Annotated in this window: 21 protein-coding genes and 1 tRNA gene; 8 read left to right on the forward strand and 14 right to left on the reverse strand. The window is 70.3% G+C overall.

Going from position 1 to position 22,205, the window contains the following annotated elements; all coding sequences use genetic code 11:
* Positions 1-2: 2 nt before the first annotated feature.
* Both MRBLWO14_RS00320 and MRBLWO14_RS00325 read right to left on the reverse strand, forming a co-directional pair.
* Positions 3-827, reverse strand: a complete 825-nt coding sequence (locus tag MRBLWO14_RS00320) for an undecaprenyl-diphosphate phosphatase (protein ID WP_341934513.1) — start codon at positions 825-827, stop codon at positions 3-5.
* Positions 828-878: 51 nt separating this feature from the next.
* Positions 879-2,174, reverse strand: a complete 1,296-nt coding sequence (locus MRBLWO14_RS00325; protein WP_341934514.1) for a M20/M25/M40 family metallo-hydrolase — start codon at positions 2,172-2,174, stop codon at positions 879-881.
* 112 nt (positions 2,175-2,286) lie between these two features.
* Here MRBLWO14_RS00325 and MRBLWO14_RS00330 point away from each other — a divergent pair.
* Positions 2,287-2,369: transfer RNA gene (locus tag MRBLWO14_RS00330), tRNA-Leu, on the forward strand.
* 88 nt (positions 2,370-2,457) lie between these two features.
* On the opposite strand, the gene MRBLWO14_RS00335 is transcribed toward MRBLWO14_RS00330, so the two are convergent.
* On the reverse strand, positions 2,458-3,558 hold the full coding sequence (locus MRBLWO14_RS00335) for a VIT1/CCC1 family protein (RefSeq protein ID WP_341934515.1): 1,101 nt from the start codon (positions 3,556-3,558) through the stop codon (positions 2,458-2,460).
* A gap of 123 nt (positions 3,559-3,681) precedes the next feature.
* The gene (locus MRBLWO14_RS00340; protein ID WP_341934516.1) at positions 3,682-5,424 is read right to left on the reverse strand and encodes a DEAD/DEAH box helicase; all 1,743 of its coding nucleotides are present in this window, start codon (positions 5,422-5,424) and stop codon (positions 3,682-3,684) included.
* Positions 5,425-5,549: 125 nt separating this feature from the next.
* Between MRBLWO14_RS00340 and MRBLWO14_RS00345 the strand changes: the two genes are divergently transcribed.
* Positions 5,550-6,380: an SGNH/GDSL hydrolase family protein gene (locus tag MRBLWO14_RS00345; RefSeq protein WP_341934517.1), complete on the forward strand. Its 831-nt coding sequence runs from the start codon at positions 5,550-5,552 to the stop codon at positions 6,378-6,380.
* A 77-nt stretch (positions 6,381-6,457) separates the two neighbouring features.
* Here the strand turns inward: MRBLWO14_RS00345 and MRBLWO14_RS00350 are convergent, their stop codons facing one another.
* Positions 6,458-7,261, reverse strand: coding sequence for an RNA methyltransferase (locus MRBLWO14_RS00350; RefSeq protein WP_341934518.1), 804 nt, complete (start codon positions 7,259-7,261; stop codon positions 6,458-6,460).
* A gap of 65 nt (positions 7,262-7,326) precedes the next feature.
* Here MRBLWO14_RS00350 and MRBLWO14_RS00355 point away from each other — a divergent pair, with 65 nt between their 5' ends.
* Together MRBLWO14_RS00355 and MRBLWO14_RS00360 are read left to right on the forward strand one after the other, a co-directional pair.
* Positions 7,327-8,166 (forward strand): Sir2 family NAD-dependent protein deacetylase, encoded by an 840-nt coding sequence (locus MRBLWO14_RS00355; RefSeq protein ID WP_341934519.1) that lies wholly within the window; start codon positions 7,327-7,329, stop codon positions 8,164-8,166.
* Positions 8,163-8,750, forward strand: coding sequence for a histidine phosphatase family protein (locus MRBLWO14_RS00360; RefSeq protein ID WP_341934520.1), 588 nt, complete (start codon positions 8,163-8,165; stop codon positions 8,748-8,750). The genes MRBLWO14_RS00355 and MRBLWO14_RS00360 overlap by 4 nt, the downstream gene beginning before the upstream one ends.
* A 31-nt stretch (positions 8,751-8,781) precedes the next feature.
* Here the strand turns inward: MRBLWO14_RS00360 and MRBLWO14_RS00365 are convergent, their stop codons facing one another.
* The 5 genes from MRBLWO14_RS00365 to MRBLWO14_RS00385 are packed head-to-tail and all read right to left on the reverse strand — an operon-like array spanning position 8,782 to position 14,715.
* Positions 8,782-9,588, reverse strand: coding sequence for a CoA ester lyase (locus MRBLWO14_RS00365; RefSeq protein WP_341934521.1), 807 nt, complete (start codon positions 9,586-9,588; stop codon positions 8,782-8,784).
* Positions 9,585-10,073 (reverse strand): MaoC family dehydratase, encoded by a 489-nt coding sequence (locus tag MRBLWO14_RS00370; protein WP_341934522.1) that lies wholly within the window; start codon positions 10,071-10,073, stop codon positions 9,585-9,587. The genes MRBLWO14_RS00365 and MRBLWO14_RS00370 overlap by 4 nt, the downstream gene beginning before the upstream one ends.
* 9 nt (positions 10,074-10,082) lie before the next feature.
* Positions 10,083-11,231, reverse strand: a complete 1,149-nt coding sequence (locus tag MRBLWO14_RS00375) for an acyl-CoA dehydrogenase family protein (RefSeq protein WP_341936242.1) — start codon at positions 11,229-11,231, stop codon at positions 10,083-10,085.
* Positions 11,231-13,132 carry a biotin carboxylase N-terminal domain-containing protein gene (locus MRBLWO14_RS00380; RefSeq protein ID WP_341934523.1) on the reverse strand — a complete coding sequence of 634 codons (1,902 nt, stop codon included), beginning with the start codon at positions 13,130-13,132 and terminating at the stop codon, positions 11,231-11,233. Before MRBLWO14_RS00380 ends, MRBLWO14_RS00375 begins: the two co-directional genes overlap by 1 nt.
* A 5-nt stretch (positions 13,133-13,137) precedes the next feature.
* Complete coding sequence (locus MRBLWO14_RS00385; protein ID WP_341934524.1) at positions 13,138-14,715, reverse strand: carboxyl transferase domain-containing protein; 1,578 nt, start codon at positions 14,713-14,715, stop codon at positions 13,138-13,140.
* 88 nt (positions 14,716-14,803) lie between these two features.
* Here MRBLWO14_RS00385 and MRBLWO14_RS00390 point away from each other — a divergent pair, with 88 nt between their 5' ends.
* A complete protein-coding gene (locus tag MRBLWO14_RS00390; RefSeq protein WP_341934525.1) occupies positions 14,804-15,397 on the forward strand; it encodes a TetR/AcrR family transcriptional regulator in 594 nt (197 codons plus the stop codon).
* Here MRBLWO14_RS00390 and MRBLWO14_RS00395 read toward each other — a convergent pair.
* Genes MRBLWO14_RS00395 through pdhA form a run of 3 tightly spaced genes read right to left on the reverse strand, consistent with a single transcriptional unit; the run spans position 15,390 to position 18,894 of the window.
* Positions 15,390-16,769 (reverse strand): dihydrolipoamide acetyltransferase family protein, encoded by a 1,380-nt coding sequence (locus MRBLWO14_RS00395; protein WP_341934526.1) that lies wholly within the window; start codon positions 16,767-16,769, stop codon positions 15,390-15,392. The genes MRBLWO14_RS00390 and MRBLWO14_RS00395 overlap by 8 nt on opposite strands.
* A complete protein-coding gene (locus MRBLWO14_RS00400) occupies positions 16,766-17,776 on the reverse strand; it encodes an alpha-ketoacid dehydrogenase subunit beta (RefSeq protein WP_341934527.1) in 1,011 nt (336 codons plus the stop codon). The genes MRBLWO14_RS00395 and MRBLWO14_RS00400 overlap by 4 nt, the downstream gene beginning before the upstream one ends.
* Positions 17,777-17,778: 2 nt before the next feature.
* On the reverse strand, positions 17,779-18,894 hold the full coding sequence (gene pdhA, locus MRBLWO14_RS00405; RefSeq protein ID WP_341936243.1) for a pyruvate dehydrogenase (acetyl-transferring) E1 component subunit alpha: 1,116 nt from the start codon (positions 18,892-18,894) through the stop codon (positions 17,779-17,781).
* Between the two features lie 168 nt (positions 18,895-19,062).
* Here pdhA and MRBLWO14_RS00410 point away from each other — a divergent pair, with 168 nt between their 5' ends.
* On the forward strand, positions 19,063-19,536 hold the full coding sequence (locus MRBLWO14_RS00410; RefSeq protein ID WP_341934528.1) for an Lrp/AsnC family transcriptional regulator: 474 nt from the start codon (positions 19,063-19,065) through the stop codon (positions 19,534-19,536).
* On the opposite strand, the gene MRBLWO14_RS00415 is transcribed toward MRBLWO14_RS00410, so the two are convergent.
* The gene (locus MRBLWO14_RS00415; protein WP_341934529.1) at positions 19,508-20,407 is read right to left on the reverse strand and encodes an alpha/beta hydrolase; all 900 of its coding nucleotides are present in this window, start codon (positions 20,405-20,407) and stop codon (positions 19,508-19,510) included. The two genes, MRBLWO14_RS00410 and MRBLWO14_RS00415, sit on opposite strands and share 29 nt — an antisense overlap.
* Positions 20,408-20,485: 78 nt before the next feature.
* Between MRBLWO14_RS00415 and MRBLWO14_RS00420 the strand changes: the two genes are divergently transcribed.
* Together MRBLWO14_RS00420 and MRBLWO14_RS00425 are read left to right on the forward strand one after the other, a co-directional pair.
* On the forward strand, positions 20,486-21,241 hold the full coding sequence (locus MRBLWO14_RS00420) for a 3'-5' exonuclease (protein WP_341934530.1): 756 nt from the start codon (positions 20,486-20,488) through the stop codon (positions 21,239-21,241).
* A complete protein-coding gene (locus tag MRBLWO14_RS00425) occupies positions 21,222-22,151 on the forward strand; it encodes an AraC family transcriptional regulator (RefSeq protein ID WP_341934531.1) in 930 nt (309 codons plus the stop codon). The genes MRBLWO14_RS00420 and MRBLWO14_RS00425 overlap by 20 nt, the downstream gene beginning before the upstream one ends.
* Positions 22,152-22,205 lie beyond the last annotated feature (54 nt).

Here is a 22,205-nt window from a genome sequence, read left to right on the forward strand (position 1 = left end):
GCTCAGGCCGGGATGACGCCCAGTCCGAGCAGCACCAGGAGCACCGATCCGAGCAGGATGCGGTAGATCACGAAGGGCAGGAAGCTGCGCTTCGAGATGTAGTTCATGAAGAACGCGATCACCGCGAGGGCCACGACGAACGCGACGCCGGTCGCCGCGAGCGTGTCGCCGAACGAGAAGAACGAGGGCTGGTCCCAGCTCTTGAACACCTGGTAGAAGCCGCTTCCGAAGACCGCCGGGATGGCGAGCAGGAACGCGTAGCGGGCAGCCGCAGCGCGCTCGTACCCGAGGAACAGCCCCATCGTGATCGTGCCGCCGGAGCGCGAGACCCCCGGGATCAGCGCGAGCGCCTGAGCGAAGCCGTACGCGACGCCGTGCGGGTAGGTCAGGTCGTTCAGCTTGCGACGCTTGGAGCCGACGTAGTCGGCCACTCCGAGCAGGATGCCGAACACGATGAGCATGACCGCGACGATCCACATCGACCGGAAGACTGTCTCGATCTGATCCTGGAACAGCAGCCCGAGGACGACGATGGGGATGCTGCCGATGATGATCATCCAGCCCATGCGCGCATCGGGGTCGCTCTTCGGGGCCTTGCCGATGAGAGATCGGAACCACTGGCGGATGATGCGCACGATGTCGCGCCAGAAGAACACCACCACCGCGGCCTCTGTACCGATCTGCGTGATGGCGGTGAACGCGGCGCCCGGGTCCTCCCCGGACGGCAGGAACGTGCCGAGGATGCGCAGGTGCGCACTCGAGGAGATGGGCAGGAACTCGGTGAGTCCCTGCACGAGGCCGAGGATGAGCGCTTCGAGCAGGTGCATGGAGGAGCCTTCGGGATGTTCGGGAGCGGCGCGGTCGCGCGGAGGGAGCGCTCAGTACGTGCGCAGCAGATCGGCCAGCACCTGCTGACCGAAGACAAGCGATTCTACGGGCACGCGCTCGTCGACTCCGTGGAACATGCCCGTGAAGTCCAGGTCGGCCGGCAGCCGCAGCGGCGCGAAGCCGTACCCGGTGATGCCGAGATACGCGAGCGCCTTGTTGTCCGTCCCCGCCCCGAGGAGATACGGGATGACGGGCACGCCCGGGTCGTGATGGCCCAGGCTCGCCACCATCGCGTCGACCAGGTCGCCCTCGAACGGCGTTTCCATGCCGATGTCGCGCACGACGGTCTGGATCTCGATCTCGTCTCCCACGATCTGCTGCAGCTCGCGCAGCACATCGTCTTCGGTGCCGGGGATCACGCGGACGTCGATGAGCGCCTCGGCCCGCTCCGGGATGACGTTGTGCTTGTACCCGGCACTCAGCACGGTCGGGTTCGTCGTCGTACGGAAGGTCGAGCGCAGGAATGCCGCGGCGGGACCCGCTGCAGCGGCCAGCGCGTCGGGGTCGTCGACCGGACGCCCGGTGAGGTCGCTCAGCCCCTGCAGCAGCGCCTCGGTCGTCGGCGTGAGTCGGACGGGCCAGCGTGTGCGGCCGATCGCCGCGACGGCCTCCGCCAGTTTCGTGACCGCGTTGTCGTCGTGCAGGCGGCTGCCGTGCCCGGCCCGCCCCTTCGCGACGAGACGGATCCAGATCAGCGCCTTCTCCCCCACCTGCAGCAGGTACGCGCGACGGTCGTCGACGTAGATCGAGTACCCGCCGACCTCGCTGATCGCCTCCGTCGCACCCGCGAACCACTCCGGCCGGTCGCGCACGACGAGCGCGGAGCCCTCCACGCCGCCGTTCTCCTCGTCGGCGAAGAACGCCAGCACAAGGTCGCGCTCGGGCTTCTCGCCGGCGCGCAGGATGTCCGCGACCGCGGTGAGGATCATCGCATCCATGTTCTTCATGTCGACGGCGCCTCGACCCCAGAGCATCCCGTTCTGAACGACACCCGCGAAGGGGTCGACCGTCCAGTCCTCCGGCATCGCCGGGACGACGTCGAGATGACCGTGCACCACGAGTGCTGGCTTGCTGCGGTCGCGACCCGGCACCCTGGCCATCACGTTGGTACGCCGCGGGATCGGTTCGTAGTACTCGACCTCGAGTCCGAGCTCCGTGAGGTAGGCGCCGACGTACTCCGCTGCCTCACGCTCGCCCTTGGCGTCTCCTCCGCCGAAGTTCGACGTGTCGAAGCGGATCAGGTCTCGGGCCACGCGCACGACTTCGGGAAGGGACTGCTCGGTCATGGCTCCAGGCTATCGAAGCCGCGAGGCGCGCCCGGGCGACCGCCTCGGTTTCTGAGTGCGTCGAACCGCGTGCTAATGTAAATCTTCGTTCGGCAACGAACATCCAACACCCGCGCGGGTGGCGGAATGGTAGACGCGCTACGTTGAGGTCGTAGTGCCCGTAAGGGCGTGGGGGTTCAAGTCCCCCTCCGCGCACAGACAGGCCCCGGAAGATCCACGATCCTCCGGGGCCTTCTTCGTACCCGGCGTCCGGCCGGCGCGAGGCACCGACCGGACGCCGACGTCACACCGCCCCGACGCCGAACACCAGTCCGAGCACGTAGGTGACGGCAGCGGCTCCGAAACCTATCGCCAGCTGACGCAGCGCGCGGCGCAGCGGCGGGCCGCCGGACAGGATGCCGACCATCGCTCCCGTCGACAGGAGCGCGACACCCACCAGCACGAGGGCCACGACGACGGCCGTGGTGCCCTGCAGTCCGAAGATCCACGGGAGCACAGGGATGATGGCGCCGGAGGAGAACAGCAGGAACGACGAGAGGGCGGCAGTCCAGTCGCTGCCGACGATGTCGTGGTCGTCACCGCCGTGCACGTGTACCGGACCGGTGGTCGCGGTGCGCTCGACGCCTGCGCGGGCCGCGGCGACGATGCGACTGGCGCGTTCGAGCGCCTCCTCCGGGCCGACTCCCCGCGCGCGGTAGACGAGAGCCAGCTCGTTCTCGTCGATGTCGAGGTCGGCGGCGGTGGCCGCTGCGTCCTCGTTCGCCTCCGTCGCCGCGAGCAGCTCGCGCTGCGACCTCACCGAGACGAACTCCCCCGCGCCCATCGACAGCGCACCGGCCAGCAGCCCGGCGATGCCGCTGAAGAGCACGAAGCCCGAGCTCACACCGGTCGCCCCGATGCCGAGCACGAGCGCGAGGTTGCTGACGAGACCGTCGTTCGCGCCGAACACCGCGGCTCGGAAGGAGCCGGACAAGCGGCGTCGCCCCCGCGCGGCGAGTCCGCGGACGACCTCGTAGTGCACCTTCTCGTCGGCCCGCATCGCGGGGGTGGCGTACTGCTCCTCGTCGTACGGCGACCGCGCCTCGGCGCTCTGCGCGAGGGCGAGCACGAAGATCGAGCCGAATCGTCCCGCCATCCGCCCGAGCAGACGCGAGCGGACACCCGCCCTGGGCAGACGTGCCGGCTCGCCGCCGAGCAGATCGAGCCAGTGCTGCTCGTGTCGTCGCTCGGCGTCGGCGAGTCCGAGGAGGATCTCGCGCTCCTCCCCTGAGCGACGGTGAGCGAGTCGCTGGTAGACGAGGCCCTCGGCCCGCTCCTCGACGAGGTAGCGGGCCCACCGACGTCGATCGGCGTCGGTCGCGGGGGCAGGCGCAGGTGCGGTCATGAAGTCTCCTCGGTACTGCTGCGGGGGCGTTTCCACGCTAATCGGCGAGGCACGGCGTGCACGCCGAAAACCCGTGATTGCCAGCTTTTCGGGGCGGCGAAGGAGGGACGCGTGAGGCGTCGGTCAGGAGCGGACGCGCTTGCGCAGCACGTCGATCCGGGCCTGCAGCTGGGTGACCGTCGCCTGCGCGACAGCCGGACCGCCGCAGATGCGACGCAGCTCGGCGTGCACTGCTCCGTGCGGCTCGCCCTTCTGCCGCGCGTAGAGCCCGACGAGGCTGTTCAGCAGCTGCCGCTGCTCCTTGAGCGTGCGATGGAGGGGTGCGGGGAGCGTGGTCGTCTCGGTGGGCCCGGCCGCCGCCTCGCGCGCTTCACGGAGCCGGGACTGCCGCGCCTGACGCTGCATCAGGAGTTCATGCACGTGCTCGGGCTCGAGGAGCCCGGGGAACCCGATGAACTCCTCCTCCTCCGGGGTGCCCGGTTCGGCCAGCTGACCGAACTCCTGGCCCTCGAACACGAGCCGATCGAAGTGCGCGATCGACGACAGCGCCTGATAGCTGAACTCCTGGGTCAGCGCGTCCGACGCGTCGTCCTCCCGGTTCGCGCTGTCGAGCAGTGAGTCCTCGAGTCCGTCGTCGTCTTTCGACTGTCGATCGAGCGCGTGGTCGCGCTGCTTGTCCATCTCGTTCGCCAGTCCCATGAGGACGGGAACCTGCGGAAGGAAGACGCTCGCCGCCTCGCCCCGTCGGCGGGCGCGCACGAAGCGCCCGATGGCCTGCGCGAAGAACAGCGGCGTCGACGACGACGTGGCGTAGACCCCGACCGCGAGGCGCGGCACGTCGACACCCTCCGACACCATGCGCACCGCGACCATCCAGCGATCGTCGCTCGCACTGAACTTCTCGATCCGCTCGGAGGCCGTCGCATCGTCGGAGAGCACGATCGTCGGCTGCTGGCGCGTGATGCTGTGGAGGATCTTGGCGTAGGCCCGCGCCACGGTCTGGTCTGTGGCCAGCACGAGTCCGCCGGCATCGGGGATGTGGTGGCGGATCTCGGTGAGGCGACGATCAGCGGCGGAGAGCACCGCCGGCATCCACTCGCCCTCCGGATCGAGAGCGGTACGCCAGGCCTGGGACGTGACGTCCTTCGTATTGTCCTGCCCGAGGTGCGTCTCGAGCTCGTCGCCCGAGCTCGTGCGCCACCGCATCTTGCCCGCGTACATGTGGAAGAGCACCGGCCGCACGACGCCGTCGGCGAGGGCTCGTCCGTAGCCGTAGTTGTAGTCGGTCCGCGAGATCCGCGCCCCGGACTCGTCCGGGTGGTACTCGACGAACGGGATGGGCGCGGTGTCGCTGCGGAACGGGGTTCCGGAGAGGAGCAGGCGCCTCTTGGCCGGTCCGTACGCGTCGCGGATGGCGTCGCCCCAGCTCAGCGCGTCACCGCCATGGTGCACCTCGTCGAGGATCACGAGCGTGTTCGCGTCTTCGGTGAGGTGACGGTGCACCGACGACTTCGCCGCCACCTGCGCGTAGGTCACGACAGCGCCGTGATAGTGGCGCGCCGGCGCCCAGTGACTGTTCTTGAACTGGGGATCGAGCCGGATGTGCACGCGAGCCGCGGCATCTGCCCACTGGGTCTTCAGATGCTCGGTCGGAGCGACGACGATGATCCGGTTCACCTCGCCGCTGCGCATGAGCTCGACGGCGAGGGTGAGGGCGAACGTGGTCTTGCCTGCCCCGGGTGTCGCGGCGACGAGGAAGTCGCGCTGATCCGCCTCGAAGTACTGCTCGAGAGCCTCCTGCTGCCAGGCACGCAGCTTGTTGGCGGTTCCCCACGGGGCGCGCTGGGGAAAGGACGGAGAAAGCATCGAGACAACGATAATCGCTGCCGCCGACACCGGATCGCACCGGCGCGGATGCCGACCGGCGGAGTAGGCTCGGTCACTGCGCCGCCGCCATCGATGCGCGGCGCACGTTCGCGAAGGAGAGCTGGATGACCGACCAGGATTCGACTCGGACCCCGTACGTGGCCAACGACACGCCCCACCCGTGGCGCCGTTTCGTGGCCGTGGGCGACTCGTTCACCGAGGGCATCGGCGACCCCGATCCCGCCGTACCCGGTGGACACCGCGGCTGGGCGGACCGCGTGGCCGAAGTGCTGGCGCAGGACGTCGACGACTTCGCCTATGCGAACCTCGCCGTGCGCGGCAAGCTCATCGCGCAGATCGTGGAGGACCAGATCGAACCGGCCGTCGAGCTGCGCCCCGACCTCGTCTCGATCTGCGCGGGCGGCAACGACGTGATCCGTCCCGGGACCGATCCCGACGCGATCGCCGCGCAGCTGGAGGACGCCGTCGCCCGCCTCGCGTCGACCGGCGCGGCGGTGCTGCTGTTCACCGGCATCGACACGGGCTTCACGCCGGTGTTCCGTCCCTTCCGAGGGAAGGTCGCGATCTACAACGAGAACGTGCGGGCGATCGCCGATCGCCACGACTGCATCGTCGCGGATCAGTGGGCGCTGAAGGTCGTGCAGGACATGCGGTTCTTCGACGACGACCGCCTGCACTACAACGCCCTCGGCCACCACGAGGTCGCGCGCATGGTGCTGCGCGCCCTCAACGTGCCCAACGACCTCGAAGCGATGCAGCCGGAACCCCTGCCGGTCCGCACCTGGCGCGAGGCGCGCGCCGAGGACCTCGGGTGGGCCCGCGAGCACCTCGTCCCGTGGGTGCTGCGCCGTCTGCGTCACCAGTCCTCCGGTGACCATGTGGCGGCGAAGCGCCCCGACGCGGCGCCGTTCCTCCGACTGCCCGAGAACCGCTGACCCAGACCCCCGGGGAGGATCAGCACCCGGACGGAGCGTCAGTGCCCCGGGCGGAGGCTCAGTCCCCCGGGCGGGCGTCAGTGATCGCCGAGTGCCCAGAGAGCGACGGCGGCTGCCGAGGCGACGTTGAGCGAGTCCACTCCCCCGCTCATGGGGATCGTCACGACGTGGTCGGCCAGCGAGAGAGCCTCCGCAGACAGCCCGTCCCCCTCGGACCCCATCATCAGCGCGACGCGCTCGGGGCGCTCGCGAACGAACTCGCGCAGGGGGACCGCCCGGTCGTCGAGCGCCAGCGCGGCCGTCGCGATCTCCGCGTCGTGGAGCGCCTCGATCGCGCCCGTCCAGTCGGGCATGCGCGTCCACGGCACCTGAAACACGGTGCCCATGCTGACCCGCACGCTGCGCCGGTAGAGCGGGTCAGCGCAGCCGGGCGACACGAGCACGGCGTCCGCTCCCAGCCCGGCCGCCGCCCGGAACGCGGCGCCGATGTTCGCGTGGTCGCCGATGTCGGCGAGGATGAGGACCAGCCGAGCATCCGCCACGACCGAGGCGACGCTCGGCAGCTCGGGGCGGTGCATGGAGGCGAGGGCGCCGCGGTGGACGGCGAACCCCGCGACCGCTTCGGCGACGGTATCGGGGACCACGTAGACCGGGACGTCGAGACCCTGCATCGTCGAGCGGATGCCGTCGACCCACCGCCGCTGCACCATCACGGAGCGGGGCCGGTGCCCGGCGGCGACGGCGCGCTCGATCACCTTGGCCGACTCCGCGATGTACAGGCCGCCCGTGGGCTCAGAGATCCGACGCAGCGCCGTGTCCGTGAGGCCGCGGTAGTCGTCGAGGCGGGGGTCGTCGGCATCCGTGAGTTCCAGCAGTTCCACCGGTCCACTCTCCCACCTGCGGCCCGCTGTCGGCGTCACGCCGTAGACTCGCTGCAGGAGGTCCCGTGAGCGATTCGAGTCCGGCCGAGCTGTCGGCCGTCGTCGCTCGCACCGCCGAACTCCTCGCCGGACGCCGCATCGCCCTTCTCACGGGCGCGGGCATCTCGACCGACTCCGGCATCCCCGCCTACCGCGGCGAGGGCGCTCGCACGCGCTCCGATCCCATGACGATCCAGCGCTACCTCGGCGACGAGGCGGCACGCCGCCGCTACTGGGTCGGCGGTCATCTGGGCTGGCGCGCGTTCGCCCGAGCGGAACCCAACCCCGGACACGTCGCGCTCGCCCAGATGGAGGCAGCCGGCCGTGTGAGCGGCGTGATCACGCAGAACGTCGACGGACTGCATCTGCGCGCCGGGAGCTCGCACGTCATCGAGGTGCACGGCACGATGCGCCGGGTGCTGTGCCTGCGCTGCGGCCAGGTCTTCGACCGTCGCGACATCGCCACGCAGATCGAGGACCGCAATCCCTGGATCACGGTGCCCGAGAACGTCAAGCTCGCTCCGGACGGCGACGTGCTGCCGGAGAGCACCGAGGGATTCGTCGTGCCGTCGTGCACGGTCTGCGACGGGATGCTGAAGCCCGACGTCGTGTTCTTCGGCGAGTACGTCCCGCTCGACCGTTTCAAGGCGGCCGAATCGCTGCTGCGGTCGAGCGACGCGATGATCGTCGCCGGGTCGTCCCTCGTCGTGAACTCGGGCGTGCGCCTCGTCGAGCGGGCGCGCCGCCGCAGCATCCCGCTCGTCATCATCAATCGCGAACCGACGCGCGCCGACGTGTGGGCCGACGTGACCATCGCCGCCGGCACCAGCGACGTCCTCCCCGCCCTGCAGGAGCTGCTCTCATGACCCTCATCACTCTCGTCCGTCACGGCCAGACCGACTGGAACCTGGCCAGGCGCATCCAGGGGTCGACCGACATCCCGCTGAATGAAACGGGGCGGGAGGATGCGCGGACCGCTGCGTGGCGTCTCACCGGCGGCGGTCACCACGCGATCTACGCCAGCCCGCTCGTGCGTGCGCGTGAGACCGCGGAGATCATCGCGGCCGAGCTCGGGCTGGACTCCCCCACGCTCGTCCCCGACATGCGGGAACGGGAGTTCGGCGACGGCGAGGGCAAGCTCGTCTCCGAGTACCTCGAGCTGTACGGCGACTGGCTCGCCCCGGTGCCGGGAGCCGAGACTCTGGAGGGCGTCGCCGACCGTGCGCTGCGCGCCCTCGACGGCATCGCCCGGGACTCGCGACGGCGGTCGGCGCCCCTGGCAGAGTCCGTGATCGTCGTCACCCACGGCGGGGTGATCCGGTCGCTGATCGACCACGTGTCCGGTGGCACGCTCCCCCGCGTGGGCGAGGTCCTCGCGAACGGCTCTGTGCACCGCTTCGAGGCGTCGCCGGGCTCCCTGCGACTTCTCGAGTCGGCGATCCTGCTCTGACCGGCCGCCCTCGGCGGCCTAACGACTCTGCTCAGCGCGCGCGGGCGAGGATCGACCGTGCGTGCCGCAGCACCGGCTCGTCGATCATCCGCCCGCGGAACCGGAAGACGCCTCGCTCCGACTCCGCCGCGCTCACCACGGCACCGGCCCACTCGACCGTCTCGACGTCCGGTGCATACGCAGCCCGGATGACCGCGACCTGACTCGGGTGGATGCACGCGGTCGCAGCGAAGCCCGACGCCGCGGCATCCCGAGCCTCGGCCTCGAGTCCCGCGATGTCGTCGATGTCGATGTGCACGGCGTCGATCGCAGCTTTGCCCTGCGCGCCCGCTTCCAGGAGCACCCGCGACCGTGCGTAGCGGGCGATGTCGCGGTAGCGCCCGGCGTCGGTCCGGCTCGAGGTGCCGCCGAGCGAGGCGACGAGGTCCTCGGCCCCCCACATCATCGCGACCACGCGGGGGTGGGCGGCAATGCGATCCGCGGCCTGCACCCCGCGAGCCGTCTCGCACAGGGCGATCAGCTCGAAGCGCTCGTCGAAAGCCGACAGCGCCTCGGGGTCTTCGGTCTTCGCCACCATCACCCGACGGAAGTCCGTCTGGTTCAGCGTCGCGAGATCCGAGACGAACTCGGCCGACTCAGGCGAGTTCACCCGTACGATCACGCGGTCGGGATCGAGGGGCGCGTCGAAGAGGTTCCCCCGCGCCGCGACCTTGGCGTCGGGCAGCACGGCGTCCTCGAGGTCGAGGATGACCGCGTCGGCCTTCCGGAGCGCGCCGTCGAAACGCTCCGGGCGATCGGCTGGGCAGAACAGCAGGGCTGGTCCGAGCTCGAACGTCATCGGGTCTCCTCCTCCGGACGGCAGCGCACGAGCACCGACCGTGTGGCGGTCGCGACGACGACGTCGTCCTGGTTGCGACCGGTGTGGGCGATGGACACGATGCCCTGGCCGGGGCGCGAGCCCGACAGCCGCTTCTCGGAGACGACGCTCTCGGTGTAGAGGGTGTCACCGGCGAAGAGCGGATGGGGGAACGCGATCTCACCGAACCCGAGCTGGGCCACGAGGGTTCCCTGCGTCAGCTGCGCGACGGACGACCCGACCATCGTCGACAGCGTCCACATCGAGTTCATGAGGCGCGCGTGGAAAGGCTCTCGCGCGTCGGCGAACGCCGCGTCGAGGTGCAGCGCCTGCGTGTTCATGGTGAGCGTGGTGAACAGCACGTTGTCGGCCTCGGTCGCGGTGCGCCCCGGACGATGCAGGTAGCGGGCGTCGACCTCGAACTCCTCGAAGTAGAGCCCGCGCTGAACGATGTCGTGCGTGGTCATGCCGCCACGCTACCCGGCGAGCCCGAGGGCCCGCGCGATCACGAGCAGCTGCACCTCGGTCGTCCCCTCGCCGATCTCGAGGATCTTCGAGTCCCGGTAGTGCCTCGCGACGGGGAACTCGTTCATGAAGCCGTTGCCGCCGAAGATCTGCGTCGCGTCGCGCGCGTTGTCCATCGCAGCCTCCCCCGCGACGAGCTTCGCGATCGCTGCCTGCTCGGCGAACGGGCGCCCGGCGTCGCGCAGGCGAGCGGCGTGATGCCAGGCCAGCCGAGCGGTGTGCACGCGGGCGCGCATGCGGGCGAGCGTGAACTGCGCGTTCTGCCGCGTGCTGAGCGCGCTGCCGAAGATCGTGCGGCTCTTCGCGTAGTCGACGGCGGCTTCGAGGCATCCCTCCGCTGCTCCCGTCGACAGCGCGGCGATCGCGATCCGTCCCTCGTCGAGGATGCTGAGGAAGTTGCGGAAGCCGCTCCCCCGCTCGCCCACCAGATTCGTCGCCGGCACGCGGACGCCGTCGAAGGTGAGCGGATGCGTGTCGGACGCGTTCCAGCCGACCTTGTCGTACGGGGCCTCGACGGTGAATCCGGGGGTGCCGTTGGGCACGATGATCGTCGAGATCTCCTTGCGCCCGTCGGCCTGACCGGTGACGGCGGTCACCGTGACGAACCGGGTGATCGGCGTCCCCGAGTTCGTGATGAACTGCTTGGAGCCGTCGATCACCCACTCCTCGCCCTCGAGACGGGCCGTGGTGCGCGTGGCTCCGGCGTCGCTGCCCGCCTCGGGCTCGGTGAGGCCGAAGCCGGCGAGGGCGCGTCCGGCCAGCAGGTCGGGAAGGAGCTCCTGCTTCTGCTCCTCGGTGCCGAAGCGGAAGATCGGCATGGCGCCGAGACTCACTCCGGCTTCCAGCGTGATGGCGATCGACTGGTCGACGCGCCCGAGCGCCTCGATGGCGATGCCGAGCGCCATGTAGTCACCGCCCTGTCCGCCGTACTCCTCGGGGAACGGGAGGCCGAACAGCCCGAGGTCGCCCATCGCCGCCACGACGTCCATCGACAGGGTGTGCGTGCGGTCCGCCTCGTACGACTGGGGCGCGACGACGGTCTCGGCGAACTCCCGCACCATCGCGGCGAGCTCGCGCTCCTCCTCGGTCAGCTGATCCATCATTCGTTCTCCTCCGTCACTCGCGCCACCGGCTGGTCGCGTCGAACCTGGTCCCCCACGGCGACGAGCACCTGCACGATGCCGTCCTGCGGGGCGAGCACCGGGTGCTCCATCTTCATCGCCTCGATGGAGACGAGCGGGTCGCCCGCCTTCACCGTCGCTCCGTCGACGACGTGCACGGCGACGACGCTGCCCGGCATGGGCGCACGGCCCTCGGGCCCCGCCCCCGCCGCGTCCTGGTCACGTGTCTGCAGACGTCTCGCGGTGGCGGCCCGTCGGTCGAGCGGCCGGAGGCGGGCGGATCTCCCGTCCTCGCTCACCCACACCGCGCCTTCGGCGTCCATCGCCGTCGAGGCCCGGGCACCGCGCATCTCCTCGACGCCGTCGATCACCTGGCCGTCCTCCGTCAGGAAGGCGAGAGTGCGCCGTCGCGGATCGGAGAGCGCCGCCCACACGCCGCCGGCGCGCGCCGCGCGGACGGCCTTCTCAGCGCGGGCCGCCAGAACGGTCTCTCGCGCGGCGGCGAGCATCGCCGGTGAGGGCGGCTCGGCCACGACGGGCAGAAGCGTCTCGATGATGCCCGTGTCGAGGTCTCCGTCGACGACTCGCGGGTCGCGGCAGAGCTGTCGGAGGAACTCGATGTTCGTCTCCACGCCGAGCACCACGGTCGCCGCAAGCGCCTCGTCGAGCCGGCGCAGCGCGGTCTGCCTGTCGTCGGCCACGGCGATGATCTTCGCGATCATCGGATCGTAGAAGCCCGACACCTCGGAGCCGGACTCCACCGCGGCATCCACCCGCACACCGGGGGGCGGCTGGAACAGCAGGACCCGTCCCGTCGACGGGAGGAACCCGCGGTGCGGAGACTCGGCGTAGACCCGCGCCTCGACCGCGTGACCGGTCAGCTCCGGAGCCGGATCCAGCCTGCCGCCCGCGGCGACGCGCAGCTGCAGCTCCACCAGGTCGAGGCCGGTGACCTCCTCCGTGACGGGATGCTCCACCTGCAGCCGCGTGTTCATCTCGATGAAGAACACGTCGTCCGGTGCGTCGGCGTCGACGAGGAACTCCACGGTGCCGGCGCCCACGTACGAGACGCTCTCCGCCGCCTGCACGGCGGCTTCGAGGAGGGTCTGCCTCGTCGACTCCGGGATGCCCGCAGACGGCGCCTCCTCGATGACCTTCTGGTGGCGGCGCTGAAGGGTGCACTCGCGCTCGCCGAGCGCGATGACCGTTCCGTGTGCGTCCCCGAAGACCTGCACCTCGATGTGGCGGGGCCTGCGGATCAGCCGCTCGAGGATGAGCGAGTCGTCGCCGAAGGCCGCCTTCGCGACCCGCCGCGCCGAGGCGAGGGCGGGCGCGAGGCCGGCGGCATCGGCGACCACCTCCATGCCCTTGCCTCCGCCGCCCGCGCTGGGCTTCACGAGCAGGGGGAAGCCGACGGATCCCGCCTCGTCGGCGATCTCCCGGTCCGACAGCCCGCGCGCGTCGAAGCCCGGCACCACGGGCACACCCGAGCGCATGACGTGGTCGCGGGCTCGCGCCTTGTCGCCCATGATCTGCAGCGCATCGACCCCGGGGCCGATGAAGACGATGCCGCTCTCGGCGCACGCCTCCGCGAGACCCACGCTCTCCGACAGGAAGCCGTAACCGGGGTGGATCGCCTGGGCGCCGGTGCTCCGTGCGGCCGCGATCACGGCGTCGATGTCGAGGTAGGAGTCGGCGGCCGGAGGAGGTCCGATCCGCACGGCGTCGTCGGCCTCGCTGACGTGCGGCGCCTCGGCGTCGGCATCGCTGTACACCGCGATGCTCCGGATGCCGAGGGTCCGCAGCGTGCGGATGATGCGCCGGGCGATCTCGCCGCGGTTCGCGACGAGGACGGTGGAGAAGTACGGGGTGGTCGACATGGCGGTCACATCCTGAAGAGGCCGAAGCGGGGCTCGGGCAGCGGGGTGCGGGCGACGACGTCGAGCGCGAGACCGAGGAGGTCGCGGGTCTGAGCGGGATCGATGATGCCGTCGTCCCAGAGCCGTGCCGTCGCGTAGTACGGCTCGCCCTGCGTCTCGTACTGCTCGCGGATCGGCTGCTGGAAGGCGGAACGCTCATCGGCGCTCCACGACTCGCCTCGAGCGGCGAGCTGGTCCTCCTTCACCGTGGCGAGGACGGACGCCGCCTGGGCGCCGCCCATGACGGAGATCCGACTGGCCGGCCAGGTCCACAGGAACCGGGGAGAGTAGGCGCGTCCGCACATGGAGTAGTTGCCGGCGCCGAACGAGCCGCCGACGATCACAGTGAGCTTCGGCACCCTGGTGCTCGCGACGGCCGTCACCATCTTCGCGCCGTCTTTCGCGATGCCGCCGGCCTCGGCATCCGATCCGACCATGAAGCCGGTGATGTTCTGCAGGAACAGCAGGGGGATGCCGCGCTGGTCGCAGAGCTCGATGAAGTGGGCGCCCTTGAGAGCCGACTCGCTGAAGAGCACGCCGTCGTTGGCGACGATGCCCACCGGGTGGCCGTGCAGCCGGGCGAAACCGGTGACGAGCGTGGTGCCGTACTCGGCCTTGAACTCGCGGAAGCTGTCTCCGTCGACGAGGCGGTCGATGACCACGTGCACGTCGTAAGCCTCGTTCACGTCGACCGGCACGACGTCGTACAGCGAGCCGAGTTCGGAGGGGGGCCTGCTCTCGTGCACCTCCCACGCCGGCGCCGCAGGAGCGGGGAGCGTGGCGACGATGTCGCGCAGGATCTCGAGTGCGTGCTCGTCGTCGTCGGCGAGGTGGTCGACGACCCCGCTGCGACGGGCGTGCAGTTCGCCGCCGCCGAGCTCCTCAGCCGTCACGACCTCGCCGATCGCGGCTTTCACGAGCGGCGGCCCGCCGAGGAAGATCGTCCCCTGGTTGCGGACGATGACGGTCTCATCGCTCATGGCCGGCACGTAGGCGCCGCCCGCGGTGCAGGAGCCGAGCACGGCGGCCAGCTGCGGGACGCCCTCCGCCGACATCCGCGCCTGGTTGTAGAAGATGCGGCCGAAGTGCTCGCGGTCGGGGAACACCTCGTCCTGCCTCGGCAGGAACGCACCGCCGGAGTCGACGAGGTAAAGGCAGGGCAGCCTGTTCTCGAGCGCGATCTCCTGCGCGCGCAGGTGCTTCTTCACGGTGAGGGGCAGATAGGTGCCGCCCTTGACGGTGGCGTCGTTGCAGACGACCATCACGTGCCGACCGTGGACGAGGCCGATGCCCGCGATCACACCGGCCCCCGGTGCTTCGCCGTCGTACAGACCGTCGGCGGCGAGCGGCGCGATCTCCACGAAGGGACTGCCCTCGTCGAGAAGCCGCGCGACGCGGTCTCGCGGGAGCAGCTTCCCCCGGGCGACGTGCCTCTGTCGCGAGGACTCCGATCCGCCGAGTGCGGCGGCCGCGAGGCGCTCGCGCAGTTCGTCGGCCAGGGTCTCCTGGGTTACGGGCATCGTGTTGTCCTCCTCGACCCACATCGCGCCTCGGTAACGATCTGGCGCGCTCGATGCGCTTTCGGTTAGTGTTCACTAACCGATGGCATCAGGTTAGCGAGGATTAACTGAGATGACAACCCCTGTGACGGCCCGAGATCGAGCGAAAGCCGAGCGCTCCGACGCCATCCTCCGCGAGGCCGCGCGCCTCTTCGCCGAGCGCGGCTACAACGGCGTGAGCCTGGAGGACATCGGTGCGGCCGTCGGCGTGTCCGGCCCCGCCGTGTACCGTCACTTCGCGGGCAAGCAGGCTCTGCTGGGCGCCGTGCTGGTCAAGGTCAGCGACGACCTCGTCTCGGGTGGCACCGACGTCGCGGCGAAGGCGGCGGACGACGCGCAGAGGATGCGCGCGCTGATCGCGTTCCACGTGGAGTTCGCGCTCGGCCACGCCGACGTGATCCGTGTGCACGACCGCGACGTCGTACAACTCGCCGCGAGCGACCACGCCGAGGTCCGGCGCCTGCAGCGCGCCTACATCGAGCTGTGGATCCGCACGCTCGCGCCCCTCGTCGATGCGGATTCCGACGAGCTGCGCCTGCGCGTGCAGGCCTGCTTCGGCCTCATCAACTCCACTCCGCACAGCACGCGGTCCGCGTCACGGCGCCGCTCCACCACCGCGTCGGTTCTCGGGGCGATGGCGGAGGCAGCGCTGCGTGCACCTAGCTGAACAGCATCGCGCGACCCGGCTCCTCCAGCACGTCGGCGACGTCCTTGAGGAAGCGCGCACCCTCCGCGCCGTCCACCAGCCGATGGTCGAACGACAGGCTCAGCGTCATCAGCTGCCGCAGCGCGATCTCGCCGCGGTACTCCCAGGGCTGTCGCCGGACAGCACCGACCGCGAGGATGCCCGATTGCCCCGGCGGCAGGATCGGGGTGCCGGCGTCGACGCCGAACACGCCGATGTTCGAGATCGTGAAGGTGCCGCCGGCGAGTTCAGCCGGTGATGTCTTGCCTGACCGTGCCGTGCTCGCCAGGGCGGCGATCGCGTCGGCCAGCTGTGTCAGCGTGAGCGACTGGGCCTCGCGGATGTGCGGAACGATGAGACCGCGGTCGGTCGCCGCGGCGATGCCGAGGTCGACGTATCCGTGCTCGACGATCTCGCCCGCCTGCTCGTCCCACCGGGAGTTGAGGCCCGGTGTGCGCGGCAGGGCCATGCACACGGCCTTGGCGACCACGGCCAGCGGTCCGATCCGATGCTCGGCCAAACGCCGATCCTCCCGCAGCGAGGCGACGAGGTCCATGGTCGCGGTCACATCGACCGTGTGGAAGACCGTGACGTGCGGCGCCGTGAACGCGCTCTGCACCATGGCGGCCGCCGTGTGCTTGCGGACTCCGCGGATCGGGATGCGCGTCTCGCGGTCCCGCGCGCCGAGTCCGGCCGGACTGTCCGGTACCGCCGAGGCCGGCGCCGCCGCCGTCGTCGACGGCGGAGCCATGACCGGCGCCGCTCCGACGCGGGCCGCGTAGGCGTCGACGTCGGCACGGGTGATGAGCCGGTCACCGAGCTCCGCGGCGATCAGCACCAGGTCGACGCCGAGGCGCTTCGCGTGCGCGCGCACCGGCGGAGTGGAGCGCGGTCGCTCGACGACGGTCTCCGACGACAGCGAGGGCGTGGCGTCGTGCGGCGCCGCCTCGAGCACGGCGGTGTCGGCGGGCCGCGCCGCTCCCCCACGACGCGCGCGACGCGCGGGGCGGCCGGATGCCGTGGGTGCCGCGCCGTAGCCGACGAGGTTGGGCTGCGCCTTCTCCTCGGCCTCCGCGGTGGCGGGCTGCTCAGGCGCGGTTGCCGGCGCATCCCCGCCTTCGACGTCGAAGGCGATGAGAGGCGCCCCGACGGCCACGGTCTCCCCCGCCTCGGCATGCAGAGTCGAGACGGTGCCCTCGTACGGCGAGGGCAGTTCGACGACGGCCTTCGCGGTCTCGACCTCGGCCAGGGTCTGGTTCAACGCGACGGGGTCGCCCGGGGAGACGAGCCACTGCACGACCTCGGCCTCGGTCAGGCCCTCGCCCAGGTCGGGAAGGCGGAACTCTGCGATCATGCGTCGGCCCCCGTCAGGCTGTTCGGTCGGTCCATGACCCGGTCGACCGCGTCGAGCAGCCGGTCGAGGTCGGGGAGGTGGTGCTTCTCGAGCTTCGCGGGCGGGTACGGGATGTCGTGACCCGTCACCCGCAGCGGCGCCGACTCGAGGTATTCGAAGCAGCGTTCGGTGATGCTCGCGATGACCTCGGCGGCCACACCCGCCTCGCGGGAGGCTTCGTGAGCGACGACCACGCGTCCCGTCTTGCGCACCGATGCGGCCACGGAGTCGTAGTCGACGGGCGACAGTGACCGCAGGTCTATCACCTCGAGCGAGACGCCCTCGTCCTCCGCGGCATCGGCGGCCTGCAGCGCGGTGCCCACCATCGCCCCGTAGGTGATGAGCGTGGCATCCGTGCCTGGTCTCACGACGCGCGCGAGTCCCATCGGCGCAGCGTCCGCGAGGGGCGCCTCGAGGTCGACCGCCCCCTTGTGGTGGTACAGGCGCTTGGGCTCGAAGAAGATCACCGGGTCGTCGCTCGCGATCGCCTGCCGAAGGCTGCGATAGGCGTCTTCCGGATTCGAGACGGCGATCACGCGCAGGCCCGCCGTGTGCACGAAGTACGCCTCCGGCGATTCCGAGTGATGTTCGGCGGCGCCGATGCCACCCGCCCACGGGATGCGGATCGTGATCGGCATCCTCACCCGTCCCTGTGTGCGGTAGTGCAGCTTCGCGACCTGCGCGACGATCTGGTCGAACGCCGGGTACACGAAGCCGTCGAACTGGATCTCGACGACCGGGCGGTATCCGCGGAACGCGAGTCCGACGGCCATCCCCACGATGCCGGACTCCGCCAGCGGGGTGTCGATGACGCGCGCGGCCCCGAACTCGTCGAGCAGCCCGTCGGTGATGCGGAAGACCCCACCGAGCTTCCCGATGTCCTCGCCCAGCAGCACGACCCTGTCGTCGTCGCGCATCGCCTGACGCAATCCTGCCCCGAGAGCCTTCCCGAGAGTGAGCTCCGCCACGATCAGACCTCGCCCTCGAACGTCGAGAGATACGCCGCGTACTCGTCGCGCTGGCGCTCGAGCCCGGCGTGCGGCTCGGCGTACACGCCGTCGAAGACCGCGAGGGGCTCACGGGTGACCATGCCGAGGCACTCCGCTCGCATCTCCTTCGCCACGGCATCCGCCGCCGCCTGCGTCTCCGCGAGGTGCTCGTCGCCGAGCTCGCCGATCCCCCGCAGGTAGGTCTCCAGACGGGCGATCGGGTCGCGGTCGCGCCACGCGTCGAGCTCTTCGGCCGGGCGGTACCTCGTCGGGTCGTCGGCCGTCGTGTGCGGCCCCATCCGGTACGTGACGGCCTCGATGTAGGCGGGGCCCTTGCCCGACCGAGCGTGGTCGAGCGCCCACCGCATCGCAGCCAGGCAGGCAAGCACGTCGTTGCCGTCCACCCGCAGGCTGGGGATGCCGAAGCCCGGCGCCCGCCCTGCGATGGGGTACTGCGACTGCAGCGCCACCGGTTCCGAGATCGCCCAGTGGTTGTTCTGACACACGAAGACGACGGGCGCCTGATACGACGCGGCGAAGATCATCGCCTCGTTCACGTCGCCCTGGCTCGTCGCGCCGTCGCCGAAGTAGGTGACGGCCACCTCGTCGGCTCCCTCGTGACGGATGCCGAGGGCATACCCGACCGCGTGCAGCGACTGCGCCCCGATGATGATCTGCAGCGGCGCGACGCGGAGTGCCGCAGGGTCATGCCCCGCACCTTCCTCACCGCGCCACATGCGCACGTAGTCGCCGGGCTGAGCGCCGCGCGCGTAGATGACGCCGGTCTCCCGGTAGCTCGGGAACACGTAGTCCTGCGGGGCCAGAGCCCGTGCCGTGCCGATCTGCGTGGCCTCCTGCCCCTGGCACGGCGCCCAGAGGCCGAGCTGCCCCTGACGCTGGAGGGCGACGCCCTCCGTGTCGATACGGCGCAGCACGACCATGTCGCGGAGCAGCGCGCGCAGCTGCGCGGGGTCGACGTCCTGTACGAAGCGGTCGAGCTGCGGGTTGGGGATCCGCGCGCCGTCGGGGGTCAGGATGCGCTCGGCGAGCTCCAGATCCTGCGCGGTGTCGGCGATCGGGGTGATCTGCGGTGACATCATCGTCCTCCTCATTCGCGGCGTCCTCGTGGGGCGCGGCACGCGGGTCCGGCATCGTCACCGGCTAACCAGAGCGTACGTCCGCTCATCACCTCGCTCAAGCAATGGAAGAGCGCTTGAGCATGTTGCTCAATTCAGCGGAATACCGCCCTGCTACTCTTTGGCACTATGGCTGGCCTCGACCGCATCGATCTGGAACTCCTCGCCGCGCTCGCCGATGATCCGCGAGTCACGATCGTGGCGCTCGCCGAGAATCTCGGCCTCTCGCGCAACACCATCCAGGCACGCATGGCGCGTCTCGAGCAGACCGGCGTCTTCCTCTCCTACGAGAGGTCGTTCTCCACCGACGTGCTCGGATTCCCCCTGCAGGCCTTCGTGAGCATCGGCGTGCGTCAGACCGAGCTGCCGCGCATCATCAACGAGCTCGCGCGCATCCCCGAGGTCGTGCAGGCGCACGGTCTCAGCGGCTCCATCGACCTGCTCGCGCGGGTCGCGTGCCGCGACGCCCGTCACCTGTTCGACACCGACGCCTGCATCCTGTCGATCGAGGGGGTCGAGCGCACCGAGACGTCGCTCGCCATGGGCGAGGTCATCCCGTTCCGGGTCGCCGGGCTCATCGGGCTCGCGAAACGGGAATCCTGAGGAAGCGACGGATCGCGCCGGCGGCCTCGGCCGGCGTCTCGTAGTGGATCAGGTGCCCCACATGGGCGATCTCGACGAGCTCCGCGTCGGCGAAGCGCAGCGCCAGCTCCCGCTCGACCTCGATCGGCGTGATGTCGTCGCGTTGCGCCGCGATCAGCAGTGTCGGGACGTCGATGGACGAGGCGAACTGGCTCACGTCGTGCGAGACGCTCGCGACGAAGGCGTCCCGCAGCACGTCGCGGTCGGCGAAGCGCGAGAAGTACGTGTCGTGCTGATCGTGGATGAATCGTCGCAGTGCCGGGTCGGAGGTCTTCGCCATGGCGATGCTCATGATCCGGACGATCAGCCCGTTCCTCAGCAGCGCGGTGCCGAGCCGTTCCGGCAGCTTCGCGCCCAGCGCGTAGTAGAGAACCGCGAGGCGCGTCATGACACCCTTCGGACCTTCCAGCGCGGGCGCACCGATCGGGTTGATCAGGATCAGCTTCGGGGTCGAGAGGCCTGACGCGACGGCGGCGGAGGTGACGATCGAGCCGAAGGAGTGGCCGAGGATGACGGCTCCGGGGGCGACCTGCGCGGCGAAATCACTCAACCACGCGACGTACTCGTCGAGGTCGTACGTCTTCCCGGGGACGGGAGCCGACTCACCGAAACCCGGCAGGTCGGGAGCGACGACCCTGGCCTCCGGCAGGAAGGCCAGCACGGACTCGAGGCCGTGGTGCTCGCCGCGGAACCCGTGCACCGCGATCAGGGTGACCTCGGCGTCTGCCGGTCCGTACACCCAGTAGGCGGTGGCCGCCCCGCGCACCTCGACGTCGTGCCTCTCCACCGGGAGTCGGCTCAGGCGATCGGCGTACGGCGACGGGACGGTCATGGCTCAAGTCTACGGATGCCGGGGAGCGCTCCCGTGTCCTTGCCGACCGATGTCGGTGGCCGGCTCTACCGTGATCCCATGCCCCGCGACGCCCCGATCCCCGAGTGGATCACGCGCGTCGGGGTGTTCGATCTGGAGACGACCGGCGTCGACGTCGAGAACGACCGCATCGTGACCGCGCACGTCGGCCTGCTCGACGCGCGCGGTGTCGAGATCGCGGCACGGAACTGGATGGCCGACCCCGGGATTCCCATTCCCGACGCAGCGACCGCCGTGCACGGGATAACGACCGCCCACGCGCGGACTCAGGGGCGCCCCGCACTCGAGGTGGTGACGCAGGTCTCCGCAGCCCTCGCCTCGCTGCTCTCGCAGGGAGTGCCGATCGTCGCGTACAACGCCTCGTACGATTTCTCTCTCCTCGCGCACGAGGCACGGCGGCACGGCATCCCGGCGCTCGAGAACCCGTCCCCCGTCATCGATCCGCTTGTCATCGACAAGGCTTATGATCGATATCGGCCCGGTAAGCGCACGTTGCAGGTCGTCGCAGCGCATTACGCGGTGCCACTCGAGGACGCGCACGATGCTTCCGCCGATGCCGTCGCGGCCGGTCGCATCGCCCAGGCGCTGGCCCGACAGTTCGTGCTTCCCGTGACGCTCTCCGAGCTCCACGAGAGGCAGATCGGCTGGGCCCGCTCCCAGGCAGCGAGCCTCACCGAGTACTTCATCCGCATCGGCCGCATCGATCCCGAAGACACCATCGACGGGACGTGGCCGGTGCGCCCCCACAGCGCGCTCCTGAGAGAGGATCTCCCCCGTGCGATTCCACACCCGTGACGTGGCCAGAGTCGAGGAGACCTGGCGGCAGTACGTCCCCTCGGCGATCCTGCACGACGTCGACCCCCAGCGCTTCCGCTTCGACTGGCACTCCGAAGAACTCGCCGGCATGAGCATCGTCCGTTATGACCTCGCCGCGCGCGTCCACTCCACCGCTGAGCCTCAGGATCAGTTTCTGGCCTGCCGCGTCGACGGGGCAGGCGTTCGTCTGCATTCCGACAGGTCGGATCTCGACCCAACGCGTCCCTGGCTGACCGACGGACCACGAGTCCATGCGCACTGGGACGAGAGTGTTCGCGTCACAGCACTGATCTTCGATCGTGAGCCCCTCGAGCAGCTCGCGCGCCGCCTCACCGGCGATGACACCATGGCACTCCACGTCACGGACCTCTTCCCCTCCACGGCCGCCGCAGCGTCGGCGTGGGAGCGCATGTTCGACTACGTCGAGCGCAGCATCCAGGAGCTGGAGGATGGCGACGTCCTGCTTCGTGCGGAGCTCGCCCGGCACGCGGCGACCACGACGCTGTCGTCGTTCCCGACGACCATCCTGAGCAGGCGCTCCCGCTCGCCTCAGACCGCGCCGGCGCCCGTGACGGTCCGACGCGCGCTCGCGTTCATCGCCGAGAACGCCCACCGGCCGATCACGATCGATGACGTGGCGGCAGCCGTGCACATCTCGACGCGCGGCCTGCAGTACGCGTTCCGCCGGGCGCTCGATGTCACACCGGCGGAATGCCTGCGGCAGGCGCGCCTCGACGGCGCACACCGCGAACTGCGCTCGGGAGTTCCCACGACTGTGGCTGCGATCGCGCGACGATGGGGATTTGCCCACCCCTCGCGCTTCGCCGCCGCCTACCGCGAGGCATTCGGAGTGTTGCCGTCCGTGACGGCGGGGAAGCATCGCCGATGACAGGAGGCGAACACCCTGTTCGCCCTCCTGGCGTGGCGGACGTCCTCCGCGCGA

It is taken from the genome of Microbacterium sp. LWO14-1.2 (genome assembly GCF_038397715.1).
GTDB lineage: Bacteria > Actinomycetota > Actinomycetes > Actinomycetales > Microbacteriaceae > Microbacterium.

Bases quoted from the DNA above. Each gene is read 5' to 3' on its own strand.
- MRBLWO14_RS00395 (WP_341934526.1), bottom strand. From the start codon at position 16,769: ATGATCGCAGAGTTCCGCCTTCCCGACCTGGGCGAGGGCCTGACCGAG.
- MRBLWO14_RS00335 (WP_341934515.1), bottom strand. From the start codon at position 3,558: ATGACCGCACCTGCGCCTGCCCCCGCGACCGACGCCGATCGACGTCGG.
- MRBLWO14_RS00345 (WP_341934517.1), top strand. From the start codon at position 5,550: ATGACCGACCAGGATTCGACTCGGACCCCGTACGTGGCCAACGACACG.
- MRBLWO14_RS00320 (WP_341934513.1), bottom strand. From the start codon at position 827: ATGCACCTGCTCGAAGCGCTCATCCTCGGCCTCGTGCAGGGACTCACC.
- MRBLWO14_RS00370 (WP_341934522.1), bottom strand. From the start codon at position 10,073: ATGACCACGCACGACATCGTTCAGCGCGGGCTCTACTTCGAGGAGTTC.
- pdhA (WP_341936243.1), bottom strand. From the start codon at position 18,894: ATGTCACCGCAGATCACCCCGATCGCCGACACCGCGCAGGATCTGGAG.
- MRBLWO14_RS00380 (WP_341934523.1), bottom strand. From the start codon at position 13,132: ATGTCGACCACCCCGTACTTCTCCACCGTCCTCGTCGCGAACCGCGGC.
- MRBLWO14_RS00390 (WP_341934525.1), top strand. From the start codon at position 14,804: ATGACAACCCCTGTGACGGCCCGAGATCGAGCGAAAGCCGAGCGCTCC.
- MRBLWO14_RS00415 (WP_341934529.1), bottom strand. From the start codon at position 20,407: ATGACCGTCCCGTCGCCGTACGCCGATCGCCTGAGCCGACTCCCGGTG.
- MRBLWO14_RS00410 (WP_341934528.1), top strand. From the start codon at position 19,063: ATGGCTGGCCTCGACCGCATCGATCTGGAACTCCTCGCCGCGCTCGCC.
- MRBLWO14_RS00325 (WP_341934514.1), bottom strand. From the start codon at position 2,174: ATGACCGAGCAGTCCCTTCCCGAAGTCGTGCGCGTGGCCCGAGACCTG.
- MRBLWO14_RS00385 (WP_341934524.1), bottom strand. From the start codon at position 14,715: ATGTGGGTCGAGGAGGACAACACGATGCCCGTAACCCAGGAGACCCTG.
- MRBLWO14_RS00340 (WP_341934516.1), bottom strand. From the start codon at position 5,424: ATGCTTTCTCCGTCCTTTCCCCAGCGCGCCCCGTGGGGAACCGCCAAC.
- MRBLWO14_RS00375 (WP_341936242.1), bottom strand. From the start codon at position 11,231: ATGGATCAGCTGACCGAGGAGGAGCGCGAGCTCGCCGCGATGGTGCGG.
- MRBLWO14_RS00420 (WP_341934530.1), top strand. From the start codon at position 20,486: ATGCCCCGCGACGCCCCGATCCCCGAGTGGATCACGCGCGTCGGGGTG.
- MRBLWO14_RS00365 (WP_341934521.1), bottom strand. From the start codon at position 9,588: ATGACGTTCGAGCTCGGACCAGCCCTGCTGTTCTGCCCAGCCGATCGC.
- MRBLWO14_RS00360 (WP_341934520.1), top strand. From the start codon at position 8,163: ATGACCCTCATCACTCTCGTCCGTCACGGCCAGACCGACTGGAACCTG.